At 66.2% G+C, this 19,766-nt stretch carries 17 protein-coding genes and 1 pseudogene; 5 read left to right on the top strand and 13 right to left on the bottom strand.

Annotated elements, in window-relative coordinates:
- Nucleotides 1–38: 38 nt before the first annotated feature.
- The 4 genes from XarbCFBP7408_RS18680 to ubiE form a co-directional block, all read right to left on the bottom strand.
- Entirely contained in the window at nucleotides 39–758 is a 720-nt protein-coding gene (locus tag XarbCFBP7408_RS18680; protein ID WP_104564235.1) for a hypothetical protein, read from the bottom strand.
- 803 nt (nucleotides 759–1,561) lie between these two features.
- On the bottom strand, nucleotides 1,562–3,517 hold the full coding sequence (locus XarbCFBP7408_RS18675; protein ID WP_181106912.1) for a M1 family metallopeptidase: 1,956 nt from the start codon (nucleotides 3,515–3,517) through the stop codon (nucleotides 1,562–1,564).
- A gap of 236 nt (nucleotides 3,518–3,753) precedes the next feature.
- The gene (locus XarbCFBP7408_RS18670) at nucleotides 3,754–4,644 is read right to left on the bottom strand and encodes a GGDEF domain-containing protein (RefSeq protein ID WP_181106914.1); all 891 of its coding nucleotides are present in this window, start codon (nucleotides 4,642–4,644) and stop codon (nucleotides 3,754–3,756) included.
- A gap of 217 nt (nucleotides 4,645–4,861) precedes the next feature.
- A complete protein-coding gene (ubiE, locus tag XarbCFBP7408_RS18665) occupies nucleotides 4,862–5,623 on the bottom strand; it encodes a bifunctional demethylmenaquinone methyltransferase/2-methoxy-6-polyprenyl-1,4-benzoquinol methylase UbiE (RefSeq protein WP_104564232.1) in 762 nt (253 codons plus the stop codon).
- 87 nt (nucleotides 5,624–5,710) lie between these two features.
- Between ubiE and XarbCFBP7408_RS18660 the strand changes: the two genes are divergently transcribed.
- From XarbCFBP7408_RS18660 to XarbCFBP7408_RS18645, 4 genes are read left to right on the top strand one after another with little or no spacing between them, the layout of a single operon-like run.
- Nucleotides 5,711–7,360 carry an MFS transporter gene (locus tag XarbCFBP7408_RS18660; RefSeq protein ID WP_104564231.1) on the top strand — a complete coding sequence of 550 codons (1,650 nt, stop codon included), beginning with the start codon at nucleotides 5,711–5,713 and terminating at the stop codon, nucleotides 7,358–7,360.
- The gene (locus XarbCFBP7408_RS18655) at nucleotides 7,357–8,445 is read left to right on the top strand and encodes an HlyD family secretion protein (RefSeq protein ID WP_104564230.1); all 1,089 of its coding nucleotides are present in this window, start codon (nucleotides 7,357–7,359) and stop codon (nucleotides 8,443–8,445) included. Before XarbCFBP7408_RS18660 ends, XarbCFBP7408_RS18655 begins: the two co-directional genes overlap by 4 nt.
- Before the next feature lie 26 nt (nucleotides 8,446–8,471).
- The gene (locus tag XarbCFBP7408_RS18650) at nucleotides 8,472–8,972 is read left to right on the top strand and encodes a GNAT family N-acetyltransferase (RefSeq protein WP_104564229.1); all 501 of its coding nucleotides are present in this window, start codon (nucleotides 8,472–8,474) and stop codon (nucleotides 8,970–8,972) included.
- Nucleotides 8,969–9,424 (top strand): nucleoside deaminase, encoded by a 456-nt coding sequence (locus tag XarbCFBP7408_RS18645; protein WP_016903626.1) that lies wholly within the window; start codon nucleotides 8,969–8,971, stop codon nucleotides 9,422–9,424. The genes XarbCFBP7408_RS18650 and XarbCFBP7408_RS18645 overlap by 4 nt, the downstream gene beginning before the upstream one ends.
- A gap of 304 nt (nucleotides 9,425–9,728) precedes the next feature.
- Here XarbCFBP7408_RS18645 and hslU read toward each other — a convergent pair whose 3' ends face one another.
- From hslU to XarbCFBP7408_RS18605, 8 genes and pseudogenes are all read right to left on the bottom strand, one after another.
- Nucleotides 9,729–11,096 (bottom strand): ATP-dependent protease ATPase subunit HslU, encoded by a 1,368-nt coding sequence (gene hslU / locus XarbCFBP7408_RS18640; protein ID WP_104564228.1) that lies wholly within the window; start codon nucleotides 11,094–11,096, stop codon nucleotides 9,729–9,731.
- A gap of 109 nt (nucleotides 11,097–11,205) precedes the next feature.
- Nucleotides 11,206–11,757 (bottom strand): ATP-dependent protease subunit HslV, encoded by a 552-nt coding sequence (gene hslV / locus XarbCFBP7408_RS18635; protein ID WP_005997221.1) that lies wholly within the window; start codon nucleotides 11,755–11,757, stop codon nucleotides 11,206–11,208.
- A gap of 446 nt (nucleotides 11,758–12,203) precedes the next feature.
- Nucleotides 12,204–13,091: a tyrosine recombinase XerC gene (xerC, locus tag XarbCFBP7408_RS18630; RefSeq protein ID WP_104564227.1), complete on the bottom strand. Its 888-nt coding sequence runs from the start codon at nucleotides 13,089–13,091 to the stop codon at nucleotides 12,204–12,206.
- Nucleotides 13,092–13,169: 78 nt separating this feature from the next.
- Nucleotides 13,170–13,841: a DUF484 family protein gene (locus tag XarbCFBP7408_RS18625; protein ID WP_181106916.1), complete on the bottom strand. Its 672-nt coding sequence runs from the start codon at nucleotides 13,839–13,841 to the stop codon at nucleotides 13,170–13,172.
- On the bottom strand, nucleotides 13,841–14,692 hold the full coding sequence (dapF, locus tag XarbCFBP7408_RS18620) for a diaminopimelate epimerase (protein ID WP_104564225.1): 852 nt from the start codon (nucleotides 14,690–14,692) through the stop codon (nucleotides 13,841–13,843). The genes XarbCFBP7408_RS18625 and dapF overlap by 1 nt, the downstream gene beginning before the upstream one ends.
- Nucleotides 14,682–14,936 (bottom strand): LPS translocon maturation chaperone LptM, encoded by a 255-nt coding sequence (gene lptM, locus XarbCFBP7408_RS18615; RefSeq protein ID WP_104564224.1) that lies wholly within the window; start codon nucleotides 14,934–14,936, stop codon nucleotides 14,682–14,684. Before lptM ends, dapF begins: the two co-directional genes overlap by 11 nt.
- A 47-nt stretch (nucleotides 14,937–14,983) precedes the next feature.
- Complete coding sequence (locus tag XarbCFBP7408_RS18610) at nucleotides 14,984–15,382, bottom strand: YbaN family protein (protein ID WP_104564223.1); 399 nt, start codon at nucleotides 15,380–15,382, stop codon at nucleotides 14,984–14,986.
- Between the two features lie 163 nt (nucleotides 15,383–15,545).
- Nucleotides 15,546–17,688: pseudogene (locus XarbCFBP7408_RS18605) on the bottom strand (S9 family peptidase).
- Nucleotides 17,689–17,797: 109 nt separating this feature from the next.
- On the opposite strand from XarbCFBP7408_RS18605, the gene XarbCFBP7408_RS18595 reads away from it, so the two are divergent.
- Nucleotides 17,798–18,982: a pyridoxal phosphate-dependent aminotransferase gene (locus XarbCFBP7408_RS18595; RefSeq protein ID WP_104564222.1), complete on the top strand. Its 1,185-nt coding sequence runs from the start codon at nucleotides 17,798–17,800 to the stop codon at nucleotides 18,980–18,982.
- Nucleotides 18,983–19,177: 195 nt separating this feature from the next.
- Here XarbCFBP7408_RS18595 and XarbCFBP7408_RS23255 read toward each other — a convergent pair whose 3' ends face one another.
- Nucleotides 19,178–19,660 carry a hypothetical protein gene (locus tag XarbCFBP7408_RS23255; RefSeq protein WP_258072210.1) on the bottom strand — a complete coding sequence of 161 codons (483 nt, stop codon included), beginning with the start codon at nucleotides 19,658–19,660 and terminating at the stop codon, nucleotides 19,178–19,180.
- Nucleotides 19,661–19,766: the final 106 nt, after the last annotated feature.

The raw sequence follows: 19,766 nt of genomic DNA, 5'->3' as shown, positions 1-19,766 counted from the left end.
GCCGGCTGCGCAGCTGGTGCCGTGCAAGGGCGGTGCGCCTACTTCCAGCCGGGCATCTGGGTGGTGTCCAGGCCGCCCACGTCGAACTCTGCGGTGCGCGTGCCGCCGGCTTTCACCGGGAACGCGATGCTGATGCGCTTGGCGTTGCGCACCAGCTTCCACAGCGCCTTGTCGTCGTCGATGAACATCGCGATCGCTTCATCGGTGTCGGGGCGGTGCGCGGCCATCGGGCGTGGTGCGCCACCATCGGCCGAGACCTGCACCTTGCAGCCGCCATAGCAATTGAAGTCGCCGGCCTTGAGCACGAGATAGCTGTGACGCTTCCACTGCGGGTGATCGCGGAACACCAGGCTCACCGGCTTGGGGCCGCTGCCGTCGACATCCACGCGGCTCCTGGCATCGATCATCGCCGAGCGCTGCGTGCCGCCCTTGGCCGGCACCTGCGAGTACTGCCACAACGCCTGCATGCGGCGCAGTTCGCGCGCCTGGTCGCCCTTGGCCTTGATGTCGGCATAACCGGATTCGATGCGTGTGGCCGCCGCGGTGCCGGCGTAGCCTTCCAGCAGTGCGGCGCCATGCGCGCGTGCCATGTCCCAGTTACCATCCTTCACCGCCTCGTCGTAGTGCTTGGCGAGTGCATCGGCCTGTTGTTGCTTGGCCTGCGCCTGCGCGCTTGCCTGCGCCTGACGCTGCGCCTCGCGATCGGTACAGCCACTCACTGCAGCCACGCACAAGGCCGCGCTCAGCAGATACTTCATCGTCGACTCCGGGGCGAATTCAACGGCAACGATACCAGCCCGCCCACGACAGCCGCGATCAGAAGGCCGCACACCGTAGGAGCGCACCCGGGCGCGATGGAGCATTCCCGGTAAAGCCACGTCGCGCCCAGGTACGCTCCTACGGCAATGATTGCGGAGGCACGATGCGGCGATGGAAGTGGCGGGCGAGCATGCACCACGGCGGGACTGCATCGTCGCGTCCGGAAGGCATGGACGGCAACGGCAACGGCACCAGCCTGCCCGCATGACCCGCGATCAACCGCCGCACACCGTAGGAGCGCACCCGGGCGCGACGGGGGGTTCACCGGGAAAGCCCTGTCGCGCCCGGGTGCGCTCCTACGATGGTGGTTGCAGGCACGATGCGGCGATGGAAGCGACGGAGGGCGTCTGCGACGCCCTCCCCTGCCATTACGGCTGCGGCTGCGCCAGCGGTGCCGCCTTGGCCTTGGCGATCATCTCGGCCACCGATACCAGCCCGCCCACGACAGCCGCGATCAGAAGGCCACACAGCGTAGGAGCGCACCCGGGCGCGACGGGGGGTTCACCGGGAAAGCCCTGTCGCGCCCGGGTGCGCTCCTACGATGGTGGTTGCAGGCACGATGCGGCGATGGAAGCGACNACAGCCGCGATCAGAAGGCCACACAGCGTAGGAGCGCACCCGGGCGCGACGGGGGTTCACCGGGAAAGCCCTGTCGCGCCCGGGTGCGCTCCTACGATGGTGGTTGCAGGCACGATGCGGCGATGGAAGCGACGGAGGGCGTCTGCGACGCCCTCCCCTGCCATTACGGCTGCGGCTGCACCGGCGGTGCCGCCTTGGCCTTGGCGATCATCTCGGCCACCGAGGCGGTGGTGATCGGGTGGTAGCTGGGCCTGGCCTTTTCGAAGGCCTGCTCGGCGAACGCGATGCCGTCCGGGGTCTTCAACAACTCGGCGTAGATTGGCAGCACCAGCTTGCGGCGGCCGACGCGTTCGATGAACTCGCCTGCAGCGGGGCGCGCATCGGTGTAGCCGCTGCGGATCGCCAGCGGATACCAGCGCATGGCGATTTCGCCGTTCGGGGTGCCGGTGAAGTGGTAGGCCTCATCCAGCTGCTTGAGCTGCTCGGGCTTGAGCGTGGCGCCCATGCCGCTGAGGAAGTGCACCCATTCCTGCGTGCCCCATTCGCCGGTGACCTGCTTGCTCGGCAGCGTGCCGCTGCCGCTCCAGGCAATGCGCGCGGTGTCCACGATCGAAAAGCTGCGCGAGCGTGCCTTGGCGGCGAAGGCCGGGATGCCCGGCTGCTTCAGCCACGCATCCACCTCGGCCGCGCTGACCGTGTTGGGATGCTTGTCCAGCAGGTTCTTGCTGAGGTAATCGACGAACTGGTCGGTGGTGGCGCTCTGGAAGGCGTGATCGTCGAACCAGCCGCGCAGGAACGGGTCGAACACCTCGCGGCCGAAGCGCTGCTCCAGGAACTGCAGGAACCACGCGCCCTTGACATAGGCCACCTGGCTCAGGGCCTCGTCGGGGTCTCGCTCGGCCAGCGGCGGCAGCGCCAGCGACTGGTCGGCCGGCGCCATGCCCTTCACTTCGGCCAGCAGGTCGCCCTGGTCGATCTCGCGCTCCATCTCGGCCATCTCCGCGCCATACAGCGCCTCGGTGATGCGGGCCTGCACGTAGGTGGTGAAGCCTTCGTTGAGCCAGATGTCCTTCCAGCTGGCATTGGTCACCAGATTGCCCGACCAGCTATGCGCCAGTTCGTGCGCGACCAGCGAGACCAGCGACTTGTCGCCGACGATCACGGTGGGCGTGGCGAAGGTCAGGCGCGGATTCTCCATGCCGCCGAACGGGAACGACGGCGGCAGCACCAGCATGTCGTAACGGCCCCAGCGATACGGGCCATACAGTTTTTCGGCCGCACCGATCATCTTTTCGGTGTCTTCGAATTCCCTGGCGGCCTTGTCGGCCATGGCCGGCTCGGCCCACACGCCCGAGCGCGCGGAAATCGGCTTGAACACCACATCGCCTGCAGCAATCGCCAGCAGATACGAGGGAATCGGTTCGGGCATCTTGAAGCTGTAGTCGCCGTCGCGCGCGGCCTTGGGGTCGTTGTCGGCGCTCATCAGCACCATCACGTCCGGGCGCGAGGTCACATGCGCGCTGTAGGTGAAGCGCACGCTCGGGGTGTCCTGCAACGGCACCCAGCTGCGCGCGTGGATCGCCTGCGACTGGCTGAACATGAAAGGCAGCTGCTTGCCTTCGGTCATCGACGGCTCCAGCCACTGCAGGCCCGAGGCGGTCGGCGCGGTGTGATAGGTGATCACGAGCTTGGCCGGCTGATTCGGCGCTTCGATGGTGAGCTTGCTGCCGAAGGTCTTGTCGGCCGGCGCCAGCGCGAACTGCAGCGGCGCCAGCGTGCCCTTGCCATCGTCGGCCTGCACCTGCGCGATGCTCAGCTCGCGCGTGTCCAGCACCAGCTGCCTGGCGGCCTTGTCCTTCCACTCCAGCGTGTAGGTGGCGGTGCCGCCGATCTGCTTGGCGTCGAAATCCAGCTTCAGGTCCAGCGCCAGATCCTTGATGACCACCAGCTGCGGCTGGGCGTAGGAGCTTTCGTCGTGGTTGCGGGCATCTGCTTTCACGGGGGCCTTGGCAGTGGTGGCCGGCGCGGCGGTGCTGGCGGCCGGCGGCGTGGACTCGTTGGAACAGCCGGCCAGCGCGATGGACACGGCCAGGGACAGCGACAGGAACGGGAAGCGCATCGACGGCACCGCAGCGAGGGAATTGGGTATTTTACTGCCCCGGGCGGTTGCCTGCCCGTGCGGCCGATGGCGAGCGCTTGCCGGCCGCTCAACCCACGCCAGCAGAGGACGCCGTGCATGTCGCTGGCCGGATCGGCGCGAACCTTACGCAGCACCCGCAGTGATGGTCTGACGCATGCCGCCATGCGCAGCGTGCACCCGACGATGGTCCGGCCACAAGGTGATTGCCGGATCGCCTAGAGCACCGGATGGCTGCGCGGGCTGTCATGCCCGTCGCGCACCAGCCGCCGGCCGCCGGAGAACTTGGCGCGATACATCGCCGCATCGGCGCGGCGATACAGCTCGGTGGCATCCAGGCCACGCTCGCATACCGCGCTGCCGGCGCTCACATGCAGCGGCGCCTCGTCGGCATCCTCGCGTTCGAGCATCGACAGCCATTGATTGAGCTTGAGCGTGGCGTCGTCCTCGCTGGCATACACGCCGATCAGGAATTCGTCGCCGCCCCAGCGCCCGATCCAGTCCTGCGCGCCCAGCCAGCCGTAGGCCGATTCCACCAGCCGCACCAGCACGCGATCGCCGGCCAGATGGCCGAAGCGGTCGTTGATCGGCTTGAGGTTGTCCATGTCCAGCACGAACAGCACGAACGGCCAGCCTTCGCGCTGCGCGGCGCTGACCGAATCGCGCATCGCCTGTTCGCAGCCGCGCCGGTTCAAGGCCTCGGTCAGCGGGTCGAACAAGGCGTGCTTCTTCAGATCGCGCATGCCGGCATCGATGCCGCGCAGGCTGCGATTGATGCCACGCAGCAACCGCCCCAGTTCGTCGTCGCCCTGTTCGGGCAGGCTGGGCAGACGTTGATCGGCGTAATACGCATCCAGTGCGTCGGCGGCGATGCGCAGCGGTGCGACCAGGCGATACAGCGCCGACAGGGTCGCCGCGGTGCCAGCCAGCGTGGCCAGCAGCGCCACGATCACCACTGACCACAGCGGGCGCCCGCTCAACTCGCTCTGCGCGGCCAGCCAGGCGATCAACAACAGCAACGGCAGGTGGATGCCGACAAAGGTCACCGCCAGCAGCTTGGCGCTGAAGGAGCGGGGAAACACGCGCGACAACCCTGCGTACAAGCGCATCCACGTCTCCGGCAAAAGAGCGGTTAGTGTCGCCGACCGTTTGGGGGAGCCGACGCGACGGGAGTCTCAAAAGTTTGTCGGCAAATGCACCTGCGCACAATGCAATCGTGCGGCAAGCGGACACGAGCATGGCGTGCTCGCGCGATGCCGACGCGCGATGGCCGGCGCATGCTGCGCGCCGGAGCGGACGCTCAGATCACGCCGCGTCGGATCCGGGTCAGATCTTGTAGCCGGAGTGGATCGCCACGATGCCGCCGGTCAGGTTCTTGTAGTGGCAACGCGCAAACCCGGCTTCGCCCATCATGCCCTTGAGCGATTCCTGCGGCGGGTGCTTGCGGATGCTTTCGGCCAGGTACTGGTAGCTGTCGGCATCGCGCGCGAACAACTGGCCCAGCCTGGGCAGGATCTTGAACGAGTGGAAGTCGTAGATCGGCTTGAACCAGTCGGCGGTGACTTCGGAAAACTCCAGCACGCGCGCCTGGCCGCCCACCTTCAACACGCGATACATCTCGCGCAGCGCGGCGTCCTTGTCGGTGACATTGCGCAGGCCGAAGGAAATGGTCACCAGATCGAAGCTCTGGTCCGGGAACGGCAGCGCCTCGGCGTTGCATTGCACGTAATCGAAGCCGGCCACCAGGCCGCGGTTGGTCAGCCGGTCGCGGCCCACCGAGAGCATGCCGGCGTTGATGTCGCCCAGCACCACCGTGCCCTCGTTGCCGACGCGCTCCTTGAGCAGCACGGCAATGTCTCCGGTACCGCCGGCCAGGTCCAGCACACGGTCGCCCGGCTTCACCTGCGCGGTCGCCACGAAGTAGCGTTTCCATGCGCGGTGCACGCCCAGACTCATCAGATCGTTCATCAGGTCGTAGTTGCGCGCGACCGAGGTGAACACTTCGCCGACCAGCTTCTGCTTGTCCTTGGCAGCGACGTCGCGGAAGCCGAAATGGGTGGTACCGGAGGTATAGGGGGATTCGCTCATGGGCGGATTATCGCACTGCTGACGCCGCCATGACCGCAACCGGACCACAATCGCCGCCTTCCCTGCGACCGGCCCTGCGAGCCTTGCGTGCACGACAAGTACGTCCAGCGCGACTGGCAGCCCCACGAGAAGCCGACCCTGCCCGGGTCGGCCTCCACCCCCCTGCACTCCACCCGGCGCCGCGTCCAGTACGGGCTGGTGGGCGTGGTGGTGGCGCTGACCGGCGGGCTGAGCAATGCGCTGGTCACCGCCAACCTGACCTATCTGCAGGGCACGCTGGGCGCCTACGCCACCGAAATGGCCTGGCTGCCGGCCGCCTACGTGATGACCAACATGTCGGCCAACCTGCTGCTGGTGAAGTTCCGCCAGCAGTTCGGGCTGCGCCGCTTCGCCGAGATCTTCCTGGCGCTGTATGCGGTCATCGCCTTCGCGCATCTGTTCGTGCACAGCCTGAGCTCGGCGATCAGCGTGCGTGCCGCGCACGGATTGGTGGGCGCCGCGCTCAGCTCGCTGGGGCTGTATTACGTGATCCAGGCGTTTCCGGCCAGGTACCGGCTCAAGGCGGTGGTGCTGGGCCTGGGCATGACCCAGCTGGCGTTGCCACTGGCGCGGGTGTTCTCCACCGACCTGCTGGAATTTGCGCAGTGGCAGGGCCTGTACCTGTTCGAACTCGGCCTGGCGGTGTTCGCGCTGGCCTGCGTGCTGGCGCTCAAGCTGCCGCCCAGCGACCGCTATCGCGTGTTCGAGCCGCTGGATTTCCTCACCTTCAGCCTGTTCGCGGCCGGTTCGGCCGGGCTGGCGGCGGTGCTGTCGCTGGGGCGGCTGCTGTGGTGGACCAGCACGCCGTGGCTGGGCGTGGTGCTGGCAGCCGCCATCGTGCTGCTGTGCACGGCGACGTGGATCGAGCACAACCGCCGCAACCCGATGATCAACACGCGCTGGCTGGCCAGCGGCGACATGCTGCGGCTGGGCCTGGCGATCCTGCTGATCCGGCTGGTGCTGTCCGAGCAGAGCACCGGCGCGATCGGCTTCTTCCAGACCCTGGGGCTGGCCAACACGCAGTTGCAGACCCTGTTCGCGCTGATGTTGCTGGGTGCAGTGGTCGGCGTGGCCGCCAGCGCGTGGCTGATCAATCCGGCGCGGGTGGCCGAGCATCTGATCATTGCGGTGGCGGCGATCTGCATCGGCTGTTTCATGGATGCCGATGCCACCAGCCTCACCCGCCCGGAGCAGATGTACGTCAGCCAGTTCCTGCTCGCCTTTGGCAGCACCTTCTTCATCGGCCCGGCGATGGTGGCCGGGCTGGGTCGGGTCATCGCACAGCCGGGCAACCTGATCAGCTTCATCGTGCTGTTCGGCATGGCACAGAACATGGGCGGCCTGCTCGGCAGCGCGCTGCTCGGCAGCGTGCAGGTCGTGCGCGAGAAATACCATTCCAGCCAGCTGGTCGAACATCTGGCATTGACCGACCCGCAAGTGGCCGCGCGCGTGCAGGCCGATGCCGCGCTGTACGGCCGCAGCATCGGCGACCCTGCCCTGCGCCAGGCCCAGGGCGTGCGCGCCCTGGGCAGCGTGGCCACGCGCGAAGCCAATGTGCTCGCCTACAACGACGTGTTCCTGTTGATCGGCTGCATCGCCATCGCCACCGGGCTATGGATCCTGTCCGTACTGGTGTGGCGGCGTTATCTGCGCCCACCTGCGTCGTCCCCCTCTCCTGCTTCCACCGCGCGCCCATGAATACACCTGCAGCTTCAACCTCTCCTGCCGATCTGCAACGTCGCAGGCGGCGCCGCATCGGTGGCGTGATCGGCTTCGGCGGGCTGGCCCTGCTCGGCGTGGCACTGGTGCTGTATGCATGGCGGTTGCCACCGTTCGTCAGCGCCGTCGAGCGCACCGAGAACGCGATGGTGCATGGCCAGATCACGGTGATCGCGCCGCAGGTCAGCGGCTATGTGACCGACGTGCCGGTGCAGGACTTCGCCCACGTCAAACGCGGCCAGTTGCTGGCCAGGATCGACGACCGCATCTATGCCCAGCAGCTCGAACAGGCCAGGGCGCAGCTGCAGACCGCGCAGGCCAACCTGTCCAACTGGGAACAGCAGCGGCATAGCGCCGATGCCACCATCGCCGAACAGCGCGCCGCACTGAGCAGCAATCAGGCCCAGCGCGACCGCACCCGCTCGGCGTATGCGCGCGCACAGCAGCTGGCCGAGCAGAAACTGGTGTCCGAACAGGATCGCGACACCGCCTTCGCCGCACGTGCGCAGGCCGATGCCGGTGTGGCACAGGCGCGTGCCGCCGTGCAGGCCGCCGAGGAGAACGCACGCAGTGTCACCGTCAATCGCGCCGCCCTGGAAGCGGCGGTGGCCAACGCGCAGGCAACCGTGCAACTGGCGCAGATCAATCTGGACAACACGCGCATCCTGGCCCCGCGCGATGGCCAGCTCGGCCAGCTCGGCGTACGCCAGGGCGCCTACGTCACCAATGGTACGCAGCTGATGTCGCTGGTGCCGGACACGCTATGGATCGTGGCCAATTTCAAGGAAACCCAGATGGCCAAGATCCGCATCGGGCAGCGCGCCAGCTTTACCGTGGATGCGCTGGACAATGCGCGTCTGCACGGCCGCGTGCAGGAAATTTCCCCGGCCGCCGGCTCGGAATTCAGCGTATTGCCGGCCGACAACGCCACCGGCAACTTCGTCAAGATCGCCCAGCGCATTCCTTTGCGCATCAGCGTCGATCCGGACCAGGCGCTGGCACCGCGGCTGCGCCCGGGCATGTCGGTAGTGGTGGCGATCGACACCGACAGCGCAGTCGACTGACGCGACACAGCCGCTATCATGCGCTGATGTCGTCCCTGTCCCCACCCTCGCTGCACTGGCAGTGCCTGCGCTTCGACCAACTGAGCACCACGCAGCTGTACGCGCTGCTGCGGCTGCGCTCGGATGTATTCGTGGTGGAGCAGCAGTGCGCGTATCCGGAGCTGGATGGCAAGGACAGCCTGCCGGGTGTGCTGCATCTGCTCGGCCGCACCGACGACGGTGCATTGGCCGCCTATCTGCGCGTGCTACCGCCCGGTGTGAGGTACCCCGAGCCGAGCATCGGCCGGGTGGTCATTGCCGCCACGCAGCGCGGCCACGGCTTCGCACACGCATTACTGCAGGAAGGGGTGCGGCTGGTGCACCGGCAGTGGCCCGCCAGCGCCGTGCAACTGGGCGCGCAGGCGCACCTGCAGGCGTTCTACGCCGCACACGGTTTCACGCCCTCGTCCGCACCGTATCTGGAAGACGGCATTCCCCACATCGACATGCTGCGTCGCGCCGACGCCGCCACCCAGGAGCCTGCATGATCACCACCCCCGACTACCGCGCACTGCTCGACACCGCCATTGCCGAAGCCCGCCAGGGCCTGGCCGAAGGCGGCATTCCGATCGGCGCGGCGCTGTACCACAACGACGGACGCCTGCTCGGTTGCGGTCACAACCGGCGCGTGCAGGAAAACGATCCCTCCGTGCATGGCGAGACCGATGCCTTCCGCAAGGCCGGCCGGCAGCGCCGCTACAAGGACACCATCATGGTCACCACGCTGGCGCCGTGCTGGTACTGCAGCGGGCTGGTGCGCCAGTTCAATATCGGCACCGTGGTGGTCGGCGAGTCGGTCACCTTCCAGGGCGGCGTGTCCTGGCTGCGCGAGCACGGCGTCACTGTCATCGACCTGCAGAGCCAGGAATGCATCGACCTGCTGGGCGGCTATATCTCGGCCAACCCCGACGTGTGGAACGAGGATATCGGCGAGGACTGAGCGGTTTGGCTGCAGATCGCTTGATCTGCGGCTTGGCTGCAAGGTCCTTGCCCGCCCACCATCGCAGGACACGCCGCAAGTACGTCCATGTAGGCGCTTACGCGGCATCCATGCCGCGTAAGGTCCCGCGACGTTGGGCGGGCAAGGACCAAGTCGAGATGGTCGGTGTGCTTGCTTAAGAGCAGTAAGGGCAGTGCGTGATGCACGCCGTGACCCTGATGCGCCGTCTCGAAGTCCGACACACGTTCGGCAAACAGCTTTTCACGCGGCCACCGACCAACTCTCTAGTGCGGTGCCCTCGCCGTCAGAGGATATAGCGGCTCAGGTCCGGGTCCTGCACCAGCTCGCCGAGCTGCGCATCGACATAGGCCGCATCGACGGTGACGCTCTGGCCGTCGCGATCCGGCGCCTCATAACTCAACACATCGAGCAGGCGCTCCAGCACCGTGTGCAGGCGGCGCGCGCCGATGTTTTCCTGCCGCTCGTTGACCTGCGCGGCGATCTCGGCCAGGCGCTCGACCGCATCGGCGCCGAAGCTCAGGCGCACGCCCTCGGTCTGCAGCAGGGCTTCGTACTGCTTGATCAACGCCGCCTTGGGCTCGGTGAGGATGCGCACGAAATCGGCCTTGGTCAGCGCGGTCAATTCCACGCGGATCGGGAAGCGGCCCTGCAATTCCGGGATCAGATCGCTGGGCTTGGCCAAGTGAAACGCGCCCGACGCAATGAACAGGATATGGTCGGTCTTGACCGTGCCGTACTTGGTCGACACGTTGGAACCTTCCACCAGCGGCAGCAGATCGCGCTGCACGCCTTCGCGACTGACATCGCCGCCATTGGAGCCGGCTTCGCCGCGCTTGGCGACCTTGTCGATCTCATCGATGAACACGATGCCGTGCTGCTCACAGGCTTCGATCGCCGCCGCACGCACGTCGTCCTCGTTGACCAGCTTGCCGGCTTCTTCTTCGATCAGCAGCGGGCGCGCCGCCTTGATGGTGAGCTTGCGCTTCTGCGACTTGCCGCTGCCCAGGTTGGAGAACATCTGGCGCAATTGCTGACCCATTTCTTCCATGCCCGGCGGGGTCATGATGTCCATGCTGGCATTGACCGCCACTTCCAGTTCGATCTCGCGCTCGTCCAGCTCGCCGTTGCGCAGCATGCGGCGGAACTTGATACGGGTGTCGTTGTCCTGCGACGAGGGCTCGTTGCGCGCCGCTTCCGGATCGAACCCGATCCCGGCCGCACGGCGCGGCAGCAGCGCATCCAGGATGCGGTCTTCGGCGCGTTCTTCGGCCTGGTTGCGCACGCGCACCTTGGCCTGTTCGCGATACAGCTTGACCGAGGTGTCGGCCAGGTCGCGAATGATCTGTTCCACATCCTTGCCGACATAGCCGACCTCGGTAAAGCGCGTGGCTTCGACCTTGACGAACGGCGCATTGGCCAAGGTGGCCAGGCGCCGCGCGATCTCGGTCTTGCCCACGCCGGTCGGGCCGATCATCAGGATGTTCTTGGGCATCACCTCGTTGCGCAGCTCTTCGGGCAGCTGCATGCGGCGCCAGCGATTACGCAGCGCGATGGCAACCGCACGCTTGGCATCGTGCTGGCCAACGATATGACGGTCGAGCTCCTGCACGATTTCGCGCGGAGTCATGGTTGAAGTATCGGAATTTGGCATTGGGGAATCGAGAATGGGGAAAGGGGAATCGCAAGCGCGAAATCAAGAGCCTATGTCGTCGGGGTGGAACCGAAACCGCTGTTGCGATTCCCGATTCCCCACTCCCGATTCACAGCTCTTCGACCACCACATTGCGATTGGTATAAATGCAGATATCGCCGGCGATGTTGATCGCTTCGGTGGCGATGGTCTTGGCATCGAGTTCGGTGTGCGCCAGCAGCGCGCGGGCGGCCGACAGGGCGTACGAACCGCCCGAACCGATCGCGATGATGCCGTCTTCCGGCTCGATCACATCGCCGGTACCGCTGATGATCAACGAGGTTTCCTTGTCGGCCACCGCAAGCAGCGCTTCGAGCTTGCCCAGGCGGCGCTCGGTGCGCCAATCCTTGGCCAGCTCCACGGCGGCACGGGTCAGTTGCCCATGCTTGTCGAGCTTGGCTTCGAACAGTTCGAACAGGGTGAACGCATCGGCGGCGGCACCGGCAAAACCGGCCAGCACCTGACCTTCGCGGCCGAGCCGGCGCACCTTGCGCGCATTGCCCTTCATGACGGTGTGGCCGAGGGTGACCTGGCCATCGCCGGCAACGGCGACATGCCCACCACGCCGAACCGAAATGATGGTGGTGGCGTGAACGATGTTGGGGTTCTGGCTGGGGTCCATGGGTCCTCCGGGGGTTTCCAATGAGGTGGGGACGCCCCTGCCGGGTTCAAGCATGCTGCGCGCAGGTGGCGCGGACGGCCGATGCAGCGCGCTCAGACGGCAGACAGCATGCGTGTGGGCTACCGGCACGCAGGGATTGAGCAGCCGCACACGACAACGATTGGGAGCGTGGTATGCGCTTCGGGATGAACCGGATGATCGTCGCCGGCGCGGGGGAGCTGCTGCGCAAACCTGTCGCCGCAGTCCGCGGCCGTCATATGCGCATCACTGCAGGGAACGCTACGGCCTGAATAACCACGCAGGCCCGCGCATGGATCCGCTTACAAGCGCCGATGCCTGCGCTCTGGCCGCTCTCCCAATGGGAGAGCGGCTCAAAAGCGGCGATTCGCACGCGGCGGTACTTCAGAGAAGTGGTTAACCGCTACGCGCAACACACGCCGCACCACTCACTCAGCAGCTTTCTTGCGCCTGGCCCGCGGATGCGCGGCGTCGTAGACCTTGGCCAGGTGCTGGAAATCCAGATGCGTATAGATCTGGGTGGTGGCGATATCCGAATGGCCGAGCAATTCCTGCACGCCGCGCAGGTCGCCGGAGGATTCGAGGATGTGGCTGGCAAAGCTGTGCCGCAGCATATGCGGATGCACGTCCTTGAACATGCCCTGGCGCACCGCCAGTTGCTTGATGCGGATCTGCACTGCGCGCTGCGAAATCGCACCGCCGGCGCGGCCGGGGAATACATGCGTGTCGGCACGCCCGCCGCTGTCGCGCAGCCAGTCGCGGAGCGCGCCGATCGCATGCGAGCCCACCGGCACCAGGCGCTGCTTGCCGCCCTTGCCGAGCACCATCACCAAGCCGCTGTCCAGATCCAGGTCGCGCCAGCGCAGCGCGCAGAGCTCGCTCAGGCGCAGCCCGGACGAATAGAACAGCTCCAGCAAGGCGCGATCGCGCAGGCCCAGCGGCGCGTCGGTCGGCACCTCGACCAGACGCACCGCTTCATCGGCATCGAGCACCTGCGGCAATTTACGCGGCGCCTTGGGTGCACGCAGCGCCGCCGCCGGACTCGCGGCAATGCGGCCATGCTTGAGCAACCAGGCGTAGTAACTGCGGCATGCCGACAGGCGACGCTGCAGGCTCTTGGGCGACAACCCGCGCCGGTGCTCGGCCGCGACGAATTGCCGCAACTGTGCGCTATCGAGCTGCGCCACATCGTCGATGGCGTGTTCGCCGGCCCAGCCCACCAACGCGGCAAGATCGCGCTGGTAGGCATCCAGCGTATGCGCCGACACCTGCCGCTCGATCTGCAGATATCCCAGGAAATCGTCGACCGACGCCACCTCAGATTCCTCGCTGCCGCACCATCGGCGCGGCCATCCAGCGCAGGCTGCACGCATCGGCGCACCCTGCACTGCCCATCATGGGTCGAAGCGCTGCAAGGCCACGCCCAGGGACTCGCCCATCATGCGCAGGAACAAGGTACCCATGCCGGGATAGAAACGGTTGGCGTCGCTGCTGCCCACCGCAATCAGGCCGATGCCGGGCAAGGGCAGCAGCGCGGTGGATTGCACGCTGGCAGCCTGGTCGGCGTACAGCAGCGCGTGTTTTTCCGCCTGCAGGCGGCCGCAGATCGGCTCGCCGTCGCTCAGGCAATCGCGGAACGGGGCAAGCCGCGCATCGTCGGCGGCGATGACCCGCAGCCAGTCGGCCTCCAGGCCGGCGACCGGCTTGAGCAACACCAGCCGCACCAGTTCGCCATTGAAATCTTCCGCCAGCGAGGCGGCCATCGCCTTGAGCGTGTCGGCCGCGCTGGTCTGGCGCATCAGCGCCAGGGTCAGTTGATGCGTGCGTACCGCCAGGCGCTCGTTGTCCTGCGCATTGTGGCCAAGCTCGTGCAGGCGCCGCGCCAGCTCGCGGTTCTTGTCGCGCAGCACTTCCAGCTGATAGGTGGCCAGCGAGGCGGTGGGGCCGTCGTCGCGCGGCACCAGCAGACTCACCGCCAGATCCGGGAACTGCTTGAGGAAGGTCGGGTGGCGCCGCAACCAGGTTGCCACTTCGTGCGCGCTGAATGTGTCCGTGTTCTCGCTCATCAGTTCCACTCTCCATCGAAGACGAACACGGCCGGGCCTGACATGACGACTTCCTGTTGTTCGCCGGCCCAACGGATGCGCAGCTCGCCGCCGGGCAAGGACACCTGCACGTCGCGCTCGACACGACCGCGCTGCATCAGCACCACCGCCGCCGCGCATGCACCGCTGCCGCAGGCCAGGGTTTCGCCGACGCCGCGCTCGAACACGCGCAGGCGCACATGGGTCGGGTCGACCACCTGCACGAAGCCGACGTTGACCGAATCGGGGAACGCGGCGTTCTGCTGCAACAGGCCGCCGACGCGCTCCACCGGCGCCGCGTCCACCCGCCCCACTTCCACCACGGCATGCGGGTTGCCCATCGACACCGCGCCAAAACGCACGGTTTCGCCATGCACCGGCAGCGCGTATTCCTCGCGCGCATGCGCAAAGCCGGCCAGTGGGATCTGCGTGGGCTCGAACTGCGGCACGCCCATCGCCACCGCATAGGTGCCGGCATCCAGACGCTGCACGCGGTGGGAGGTGAACGGGCTATCGATGACGAAGTCATCGCCCTGCGCGGTGCCGTCGCGCACCAGCCAGGCCGCCACACAGCGCGCGCCGTTGCCGCATTGGCGCGCGGCCGAGCCGTCGGAATTCCAGATGCCATACGCCGCCACCGCCGCGCTGCTGCGCGGGTTCTCGATGGTCAGGATCTGGTCGCAGCCCACCCCGAAATGGCGGTCGGCCAGGCGTGCGGCCAGCGCGGCATCCGGCGGCGGCGTGCCGTGGCGCAGGTCCAGCACCACGAAATCGTTGCCGGCGCCATGCATTTTGGTGAAACGCAGACGCCCGCTGCGGCCGTCAGCGCTCATTGCCGCTGCTAGCGGGCTGGTCGGTGGTGGGCGCGGGCTGCGTCTCGGTATTCACCGGCGCAGGCGCGGGCGAGGACTCATCCAGCGGTTGCGGCGCGTCCGGCGGCTGCAGCACGGGCTGGGCTTCCACCGGCACCGGCTTCTGCGGCATTACCAGCGGGCCCTTGTTGCCGCAGGCGGCAAGCAGGACAAAGGTCGCACCAACCAGTGCGAGACGAACAGACGGTCGGGACATGATGCTCATGCCCGAAGTATAGCCAGAACACCCTGACTGCCGTGCGCTCAGTGCGCTCAGTGCGGGCTGGGCAGCGCGCGCGGGGGCGGCTCGGGGCGCAGCCATAGCCAGATCGCCACCACCGCCATGCTGCCGATCGACAGGCATTTGACCCAGAACACCGGCACGCACCACAGCATGATGCCGGCGCAGACGGTCATGGTGAGCGTGGCCATCCACTTGGCCTTGCGGCTGACCGCGCGATAGGTCTGCCACTCGACGATCGCCGGGCCGAAGCGCGGGTGCGAGAGCAGCCAGTTGTGCAGGCGCTCGGAGCCGTGCGAGGCAGCCCAGGCGGAAATGAGGATGAACACGGTCGTCGGCAGGCCGGGCACGAAGATACCGACGATGCCGGTCGCCAGGCTGGCGTAGGCCAGCAACCACCAGGCCCAGCGGAATCGAGTCGGTCGCGTCATGGGTAAATGATACGGCCAGCGGGCGCCGAGATGGTCCGGGCATCCCCCTTCTCGCACCGGGAGAAGGGGCCCGAAGGGCGGATGAGGGGACGTCTGCACGCAGGGATGGGAGATCTTGCCTTTACCCATCCCCAATCCCGCCTCCCCAATCCCCGCCCCTCAACTACTTGACCCCGAGCTGATCCAGCACAAACGCATACGACTCGGCGAGTTCGCGGTAGCGGCGGAAGCGGCCGGACTTTCCGCCGTGGCCGGCTTCCATGTTGGTGCGGAACACGATCGGCCGGGTGCCGGTGTTGTCGTCGCGCAGCTTGGCCACCCACTTGGCCGGCTCCCAGTACTGCACCTGCGAATCCCACAGGCCGGTACCGACGAACAGGGCCGGATAGGCCTGCCTGGTCACGTTGTCGTACGGGGAGTAGGACAGCATGTAGTCGTAATAGGCCTTCTTTTCCGGGTTGCCCCACTCGTCGTATTCGTTGGTGGTGAGCGGGATGCTGGCATCGAGCATGGTGGTGACCACGTCGACGAAGGGCACCTGCGCGACCATCACGCGATAGTCCTGCGGGGCCATGTTGGCCACCGCACCCATCAGCAACCCACCGGCGCTGCCGCCGGAAGCGGCGACGCGGTCCTTGGCGGCATAGCCCTGTTCCACCAGGCCGCGGGTGACGTCGATGAAGTCGGTAAAGGTGTTCTTCTTGTGCAGCAGCTTGCCGTCGTCGTACCACTGGCGGCCCATTTCCTGGCCGCCGCGGATGTGCGCGATGGCATACACCACGCCGCGGTCCAGCAGGCTGATCGCCGGCAGGTTGAACGCCGGGTCCATCGACATGCCGTAGCTGCCGTAGGCGTACTGGAACAATGCCGCAGTGCCGTCCTTCTTGAAGCCGCGCTTGTACACCAGCGACACCGGCACCTTGACGCCGTCGCGCGCGCTCACCCAGACGCGCTCGGTCACGTACTTGCCGGCGTCGTAACCGATCACCGGCTGCTGCTTGAGCAGCTTGCGCTCGCCGGTCCGCGTATTGAGTTCGTAGGTGGTCGCCGGCATGGTCAGCGAGGTGTAGCTGTAGCGCAACCACTCGGTGTCCGGCTCGGAATTGACTGCCAGGCCCATCGAATACGCAGGCTCGTCGGCCTTGACGTAGTGCGGCTCCCCCGCATGAGCTCCCACATCCATGTGCGGGCTGTTGAATTGAAGACGCACGCGTTCCAGCCCGCCGGAGCGCTCTTCGATCGCAGTAAACCCGTCGAACAGCTCGAAGTTTTCGATATAGACCTTGTCATCGTGCGCCACCCAGTCGCTCCACTGCTTGCGCGTGGTCGCATCGGTGGGTGCGGTCACCAGCTTGAAATTCTTGGCGCCATCGGCATTGGTGCGGATCACCCAACGGCCATCGAAATGCTCGGGGTGATATTCGACATCGCGCTCGCGCTTGGCCAGCAAGGTGAACCGCTCGGGATTGTCGGCCGGCGCATAACGCGTCTCCGACGACACCGTGCTTTCCACGCAGATGGTGATGTACTTGTCGTCGCGGGTACGGCCGATGCCCATGTAGAAGCTGTCGTCCTTCTCCTCATACACCAGCACGTCGTCCTTGGAGGGCGTGCCCAGCACATGCTTCTTCACCCGCACGGTGAGCAGCGTTTCCGGATCGTTCTCGACATAGAACAGGGTCTTGTTGTCGTCGGCCCAGACCACGTTGGCCGACACGCCTTCCACCGTATCGGGGTAGATCTCGCCGGTGTCCAGGTTCTTGAAGCGGATCGTGTACTGGCGACGTCCCACCGCATCGTCGGCCCAGGCCAGGATGCGATTGTCCTGGCTCACTTCCGCATCGCCGACGCTGAAGTAGCCCTTGCCCTGCGCCATCTGGTTGACGTCGAGCAGGATCTGTTCCGGCGCATCCATGCTGCCCTTGCGGCGCGCCTGGATCGGGTAGTCCTTGCCGGCCTCGAAGCGCGTGTAATACCAGTAGCCGCGCTCGCGATACGGCACGCTGGCGTCGTCCTGCTTGATGCGCCCGACGATCTCGGTATACAGCGTGTCTTCCAGCGGCTTGAGCGGCGCCATCACCGTGTCGGTGTAGGCGTTCTCGGCGTTGAGATAGGCCAGCATCGCCTTGTCTTCGCGCTTGTCGTCGCGCAGCCAGTAGTAGTCGTCGTTGCGGGTCGCGCCGAACGGCGCCTTGACCACATGCGGATGCTTGGCCACGTCCGGCGGCGATGGGAGAGCTGCGAAGGCGGAGGGAACAGATGTGGTCATCAGGCTGGCGATCAGAAGAGTAAAGGACAGGCTTCATCAGATTGGGGTCCGTTGGATGAACGCAATGCCATCCCAGCGCCCGAGTGTGGAAGAGCCCGTCGCCGGGCTTCATGTGCCCTAGGTCATGCTGGTCTATCATCGAAGCGATGGATTCCAGACTTCCGCATGCAGCCGGCTACAGCCGCCGCAGCCAGGACATCGCCCCGTTCCATGTGATGTCGCTGCTGGCCCGCGCCAATGCGCTCGAACAGGCCGGCCACGATGTGATCCACCTGGAAATCGGCGAGCCCGATTTCAGCACTGCCGCACCGATCGTCGCTGCCGGCCAGGCCGCTTTGGCGGCCGGCCACACCCGCTACACCGCCGCACGCGGACTGCCGGCGCTGCGCGAGGCGATTGCCGGTTTCTATGCGCAGCGCTATGCATGCAACGTCGATCCGGAGCGGATCCTGGTCACACCGGGCGGTTCGGGCGCATTGCTGCTGGCCAGCAGCCTGCTGGTGGATCCAGGCAGGCACTGGCTGCTCGCCGACCCGGGCTACCCCTGCAACCGGCACTTTCTGCGCCTGGTCGAAGGCGCCGCGCAACTGGTGCCGGTCGGCCCGGGCACCGACTATCAGTTGACTCCTGCGCTGGTGGAAACCTGTTGGAAGGCCGATAGCGTGGGCGCCTTGGTGGCTTCGCCGGCGAACCCCACCGGCGGCGTGTTGTCGCGCGTACAACTGGCCGCGCTCGCGCAGACATTGCATGCGCGCGGCGGCCACCTGGTGGTGGACGAGATCTACCACGGCCTGACCTATGGCATGGACGCGCACAGCGTGCTGGAAGTGGACGACAGCGCGTTCGTGCTGAACAGTTTTTCCAAGTACTTCGGCATGACCGGCTGGCGCCTGGGCTGGCTGATCGCACCGCCCGAGGCGGTGCCGGAGCTGGAGAAACTCGCGCAGAATCTTTACATCAGCGCCTCCACGATCGCCCAGCACGCCGCGCTGGCCTGCTTTACGCCCGAGAGCATCGCCATTTTCGAAGCACGCCGCGCCGAGTTTCAGCAACGCCGCGATTACCTGCTGCCCGCGCTGCGCGCACTGGGCTTGAACATCGCCGTCGAACCGCAGGGTGCGTTCTACCTGTACGCGGAGATCAGCGCATTCTCGGACGATGCCCAGGCCTTCTGCGCGCATTTCCTGGAAACCGAGCATGTCGCCTTCACCCCCGGCATCGACTTCGGCCACCACCGCGCCAACCAGCACGTCCGCATCGCCTATACGCAAAGCCTGCCGCGTCTTGAGCAGGCGGTAGAACGGATTGCACGGGGTTTGCAACGTCTTTGATCGAACCAGCGCCAATGCGCACGGCGCATCTCGTCGATCAGCGCCTCGCTGTGGCCGTAGGTTCACTGCATAAGGAATGCATCTCTTCTACGTGCGCACGTACCCTCATCCGCCCTTCGGGCACCTTCTCCCGATGGGAGAAGGAAACGGCCAGGTGCCGCAGCGCTCCTGATCAACCGCAACGCGCGTCACCACTCACCTCTGCGCGGCGCAGCCATTCAGATCGAAGAATTGCCGTGCAATGTCCAACCGCTGCTCGGACCCGGCCCGGTACCACACCGCTTCGCGCAAGTCGGGCAACAGAAATTGCGCTGGTGCTGGTGCGCCAAGGCGCGGCACCTCGCTGAAGACACGATAGTCCACATCTGTACCGATATAGCTGACATCGCCCAACGGTCGCGGCCCGCCGTCGGGGTCTGGCGCATGCCACCCCGGCGCAGTGACGTCGCTCGTCGAGGCCATATGCTGACTTCCGTCGCTGCCACCATTCCATGGCAGAAACCACGCATCCCGGCCCGAGCTTGTGGAGTGCAACCGCAACGCCAAATGTGATGGCCACTGCGGGCCGCTGGCGACCTGATGGAATTCGGCACGCACGTCGGGGTGATCACGCAGCACGTAGTGCGCATCCTGAGCAGCACAGCCGCTCAATGCCAAAGCAACCATCAGCGCCAGCATCGACCACTCTCCGACTAGGTCCTGTTAACGCTAGTGGCTGGGGAGGTTAAACTATTGGACATGGAGATCACGCCAGCACAATTTGCCCTCATCGAACATTGCTTAC

Origin of the sequence: Xanthomonas arboricola pv. guizotiae (assembly GCF_002940205.1) — a bacterium.
GTDB lineage: Bacteria > Pseudomonadota > Gammaproteobacteria > Xanthomonadales > Xanthomonadaceae > Xanthomonas > Xanthomonas arboricola_C.
The sequence above is the reverse complement of the archived record's forward strand: the minus strand, read 5'-3'. Positions and strand labels throughout refer to the sequence as shown.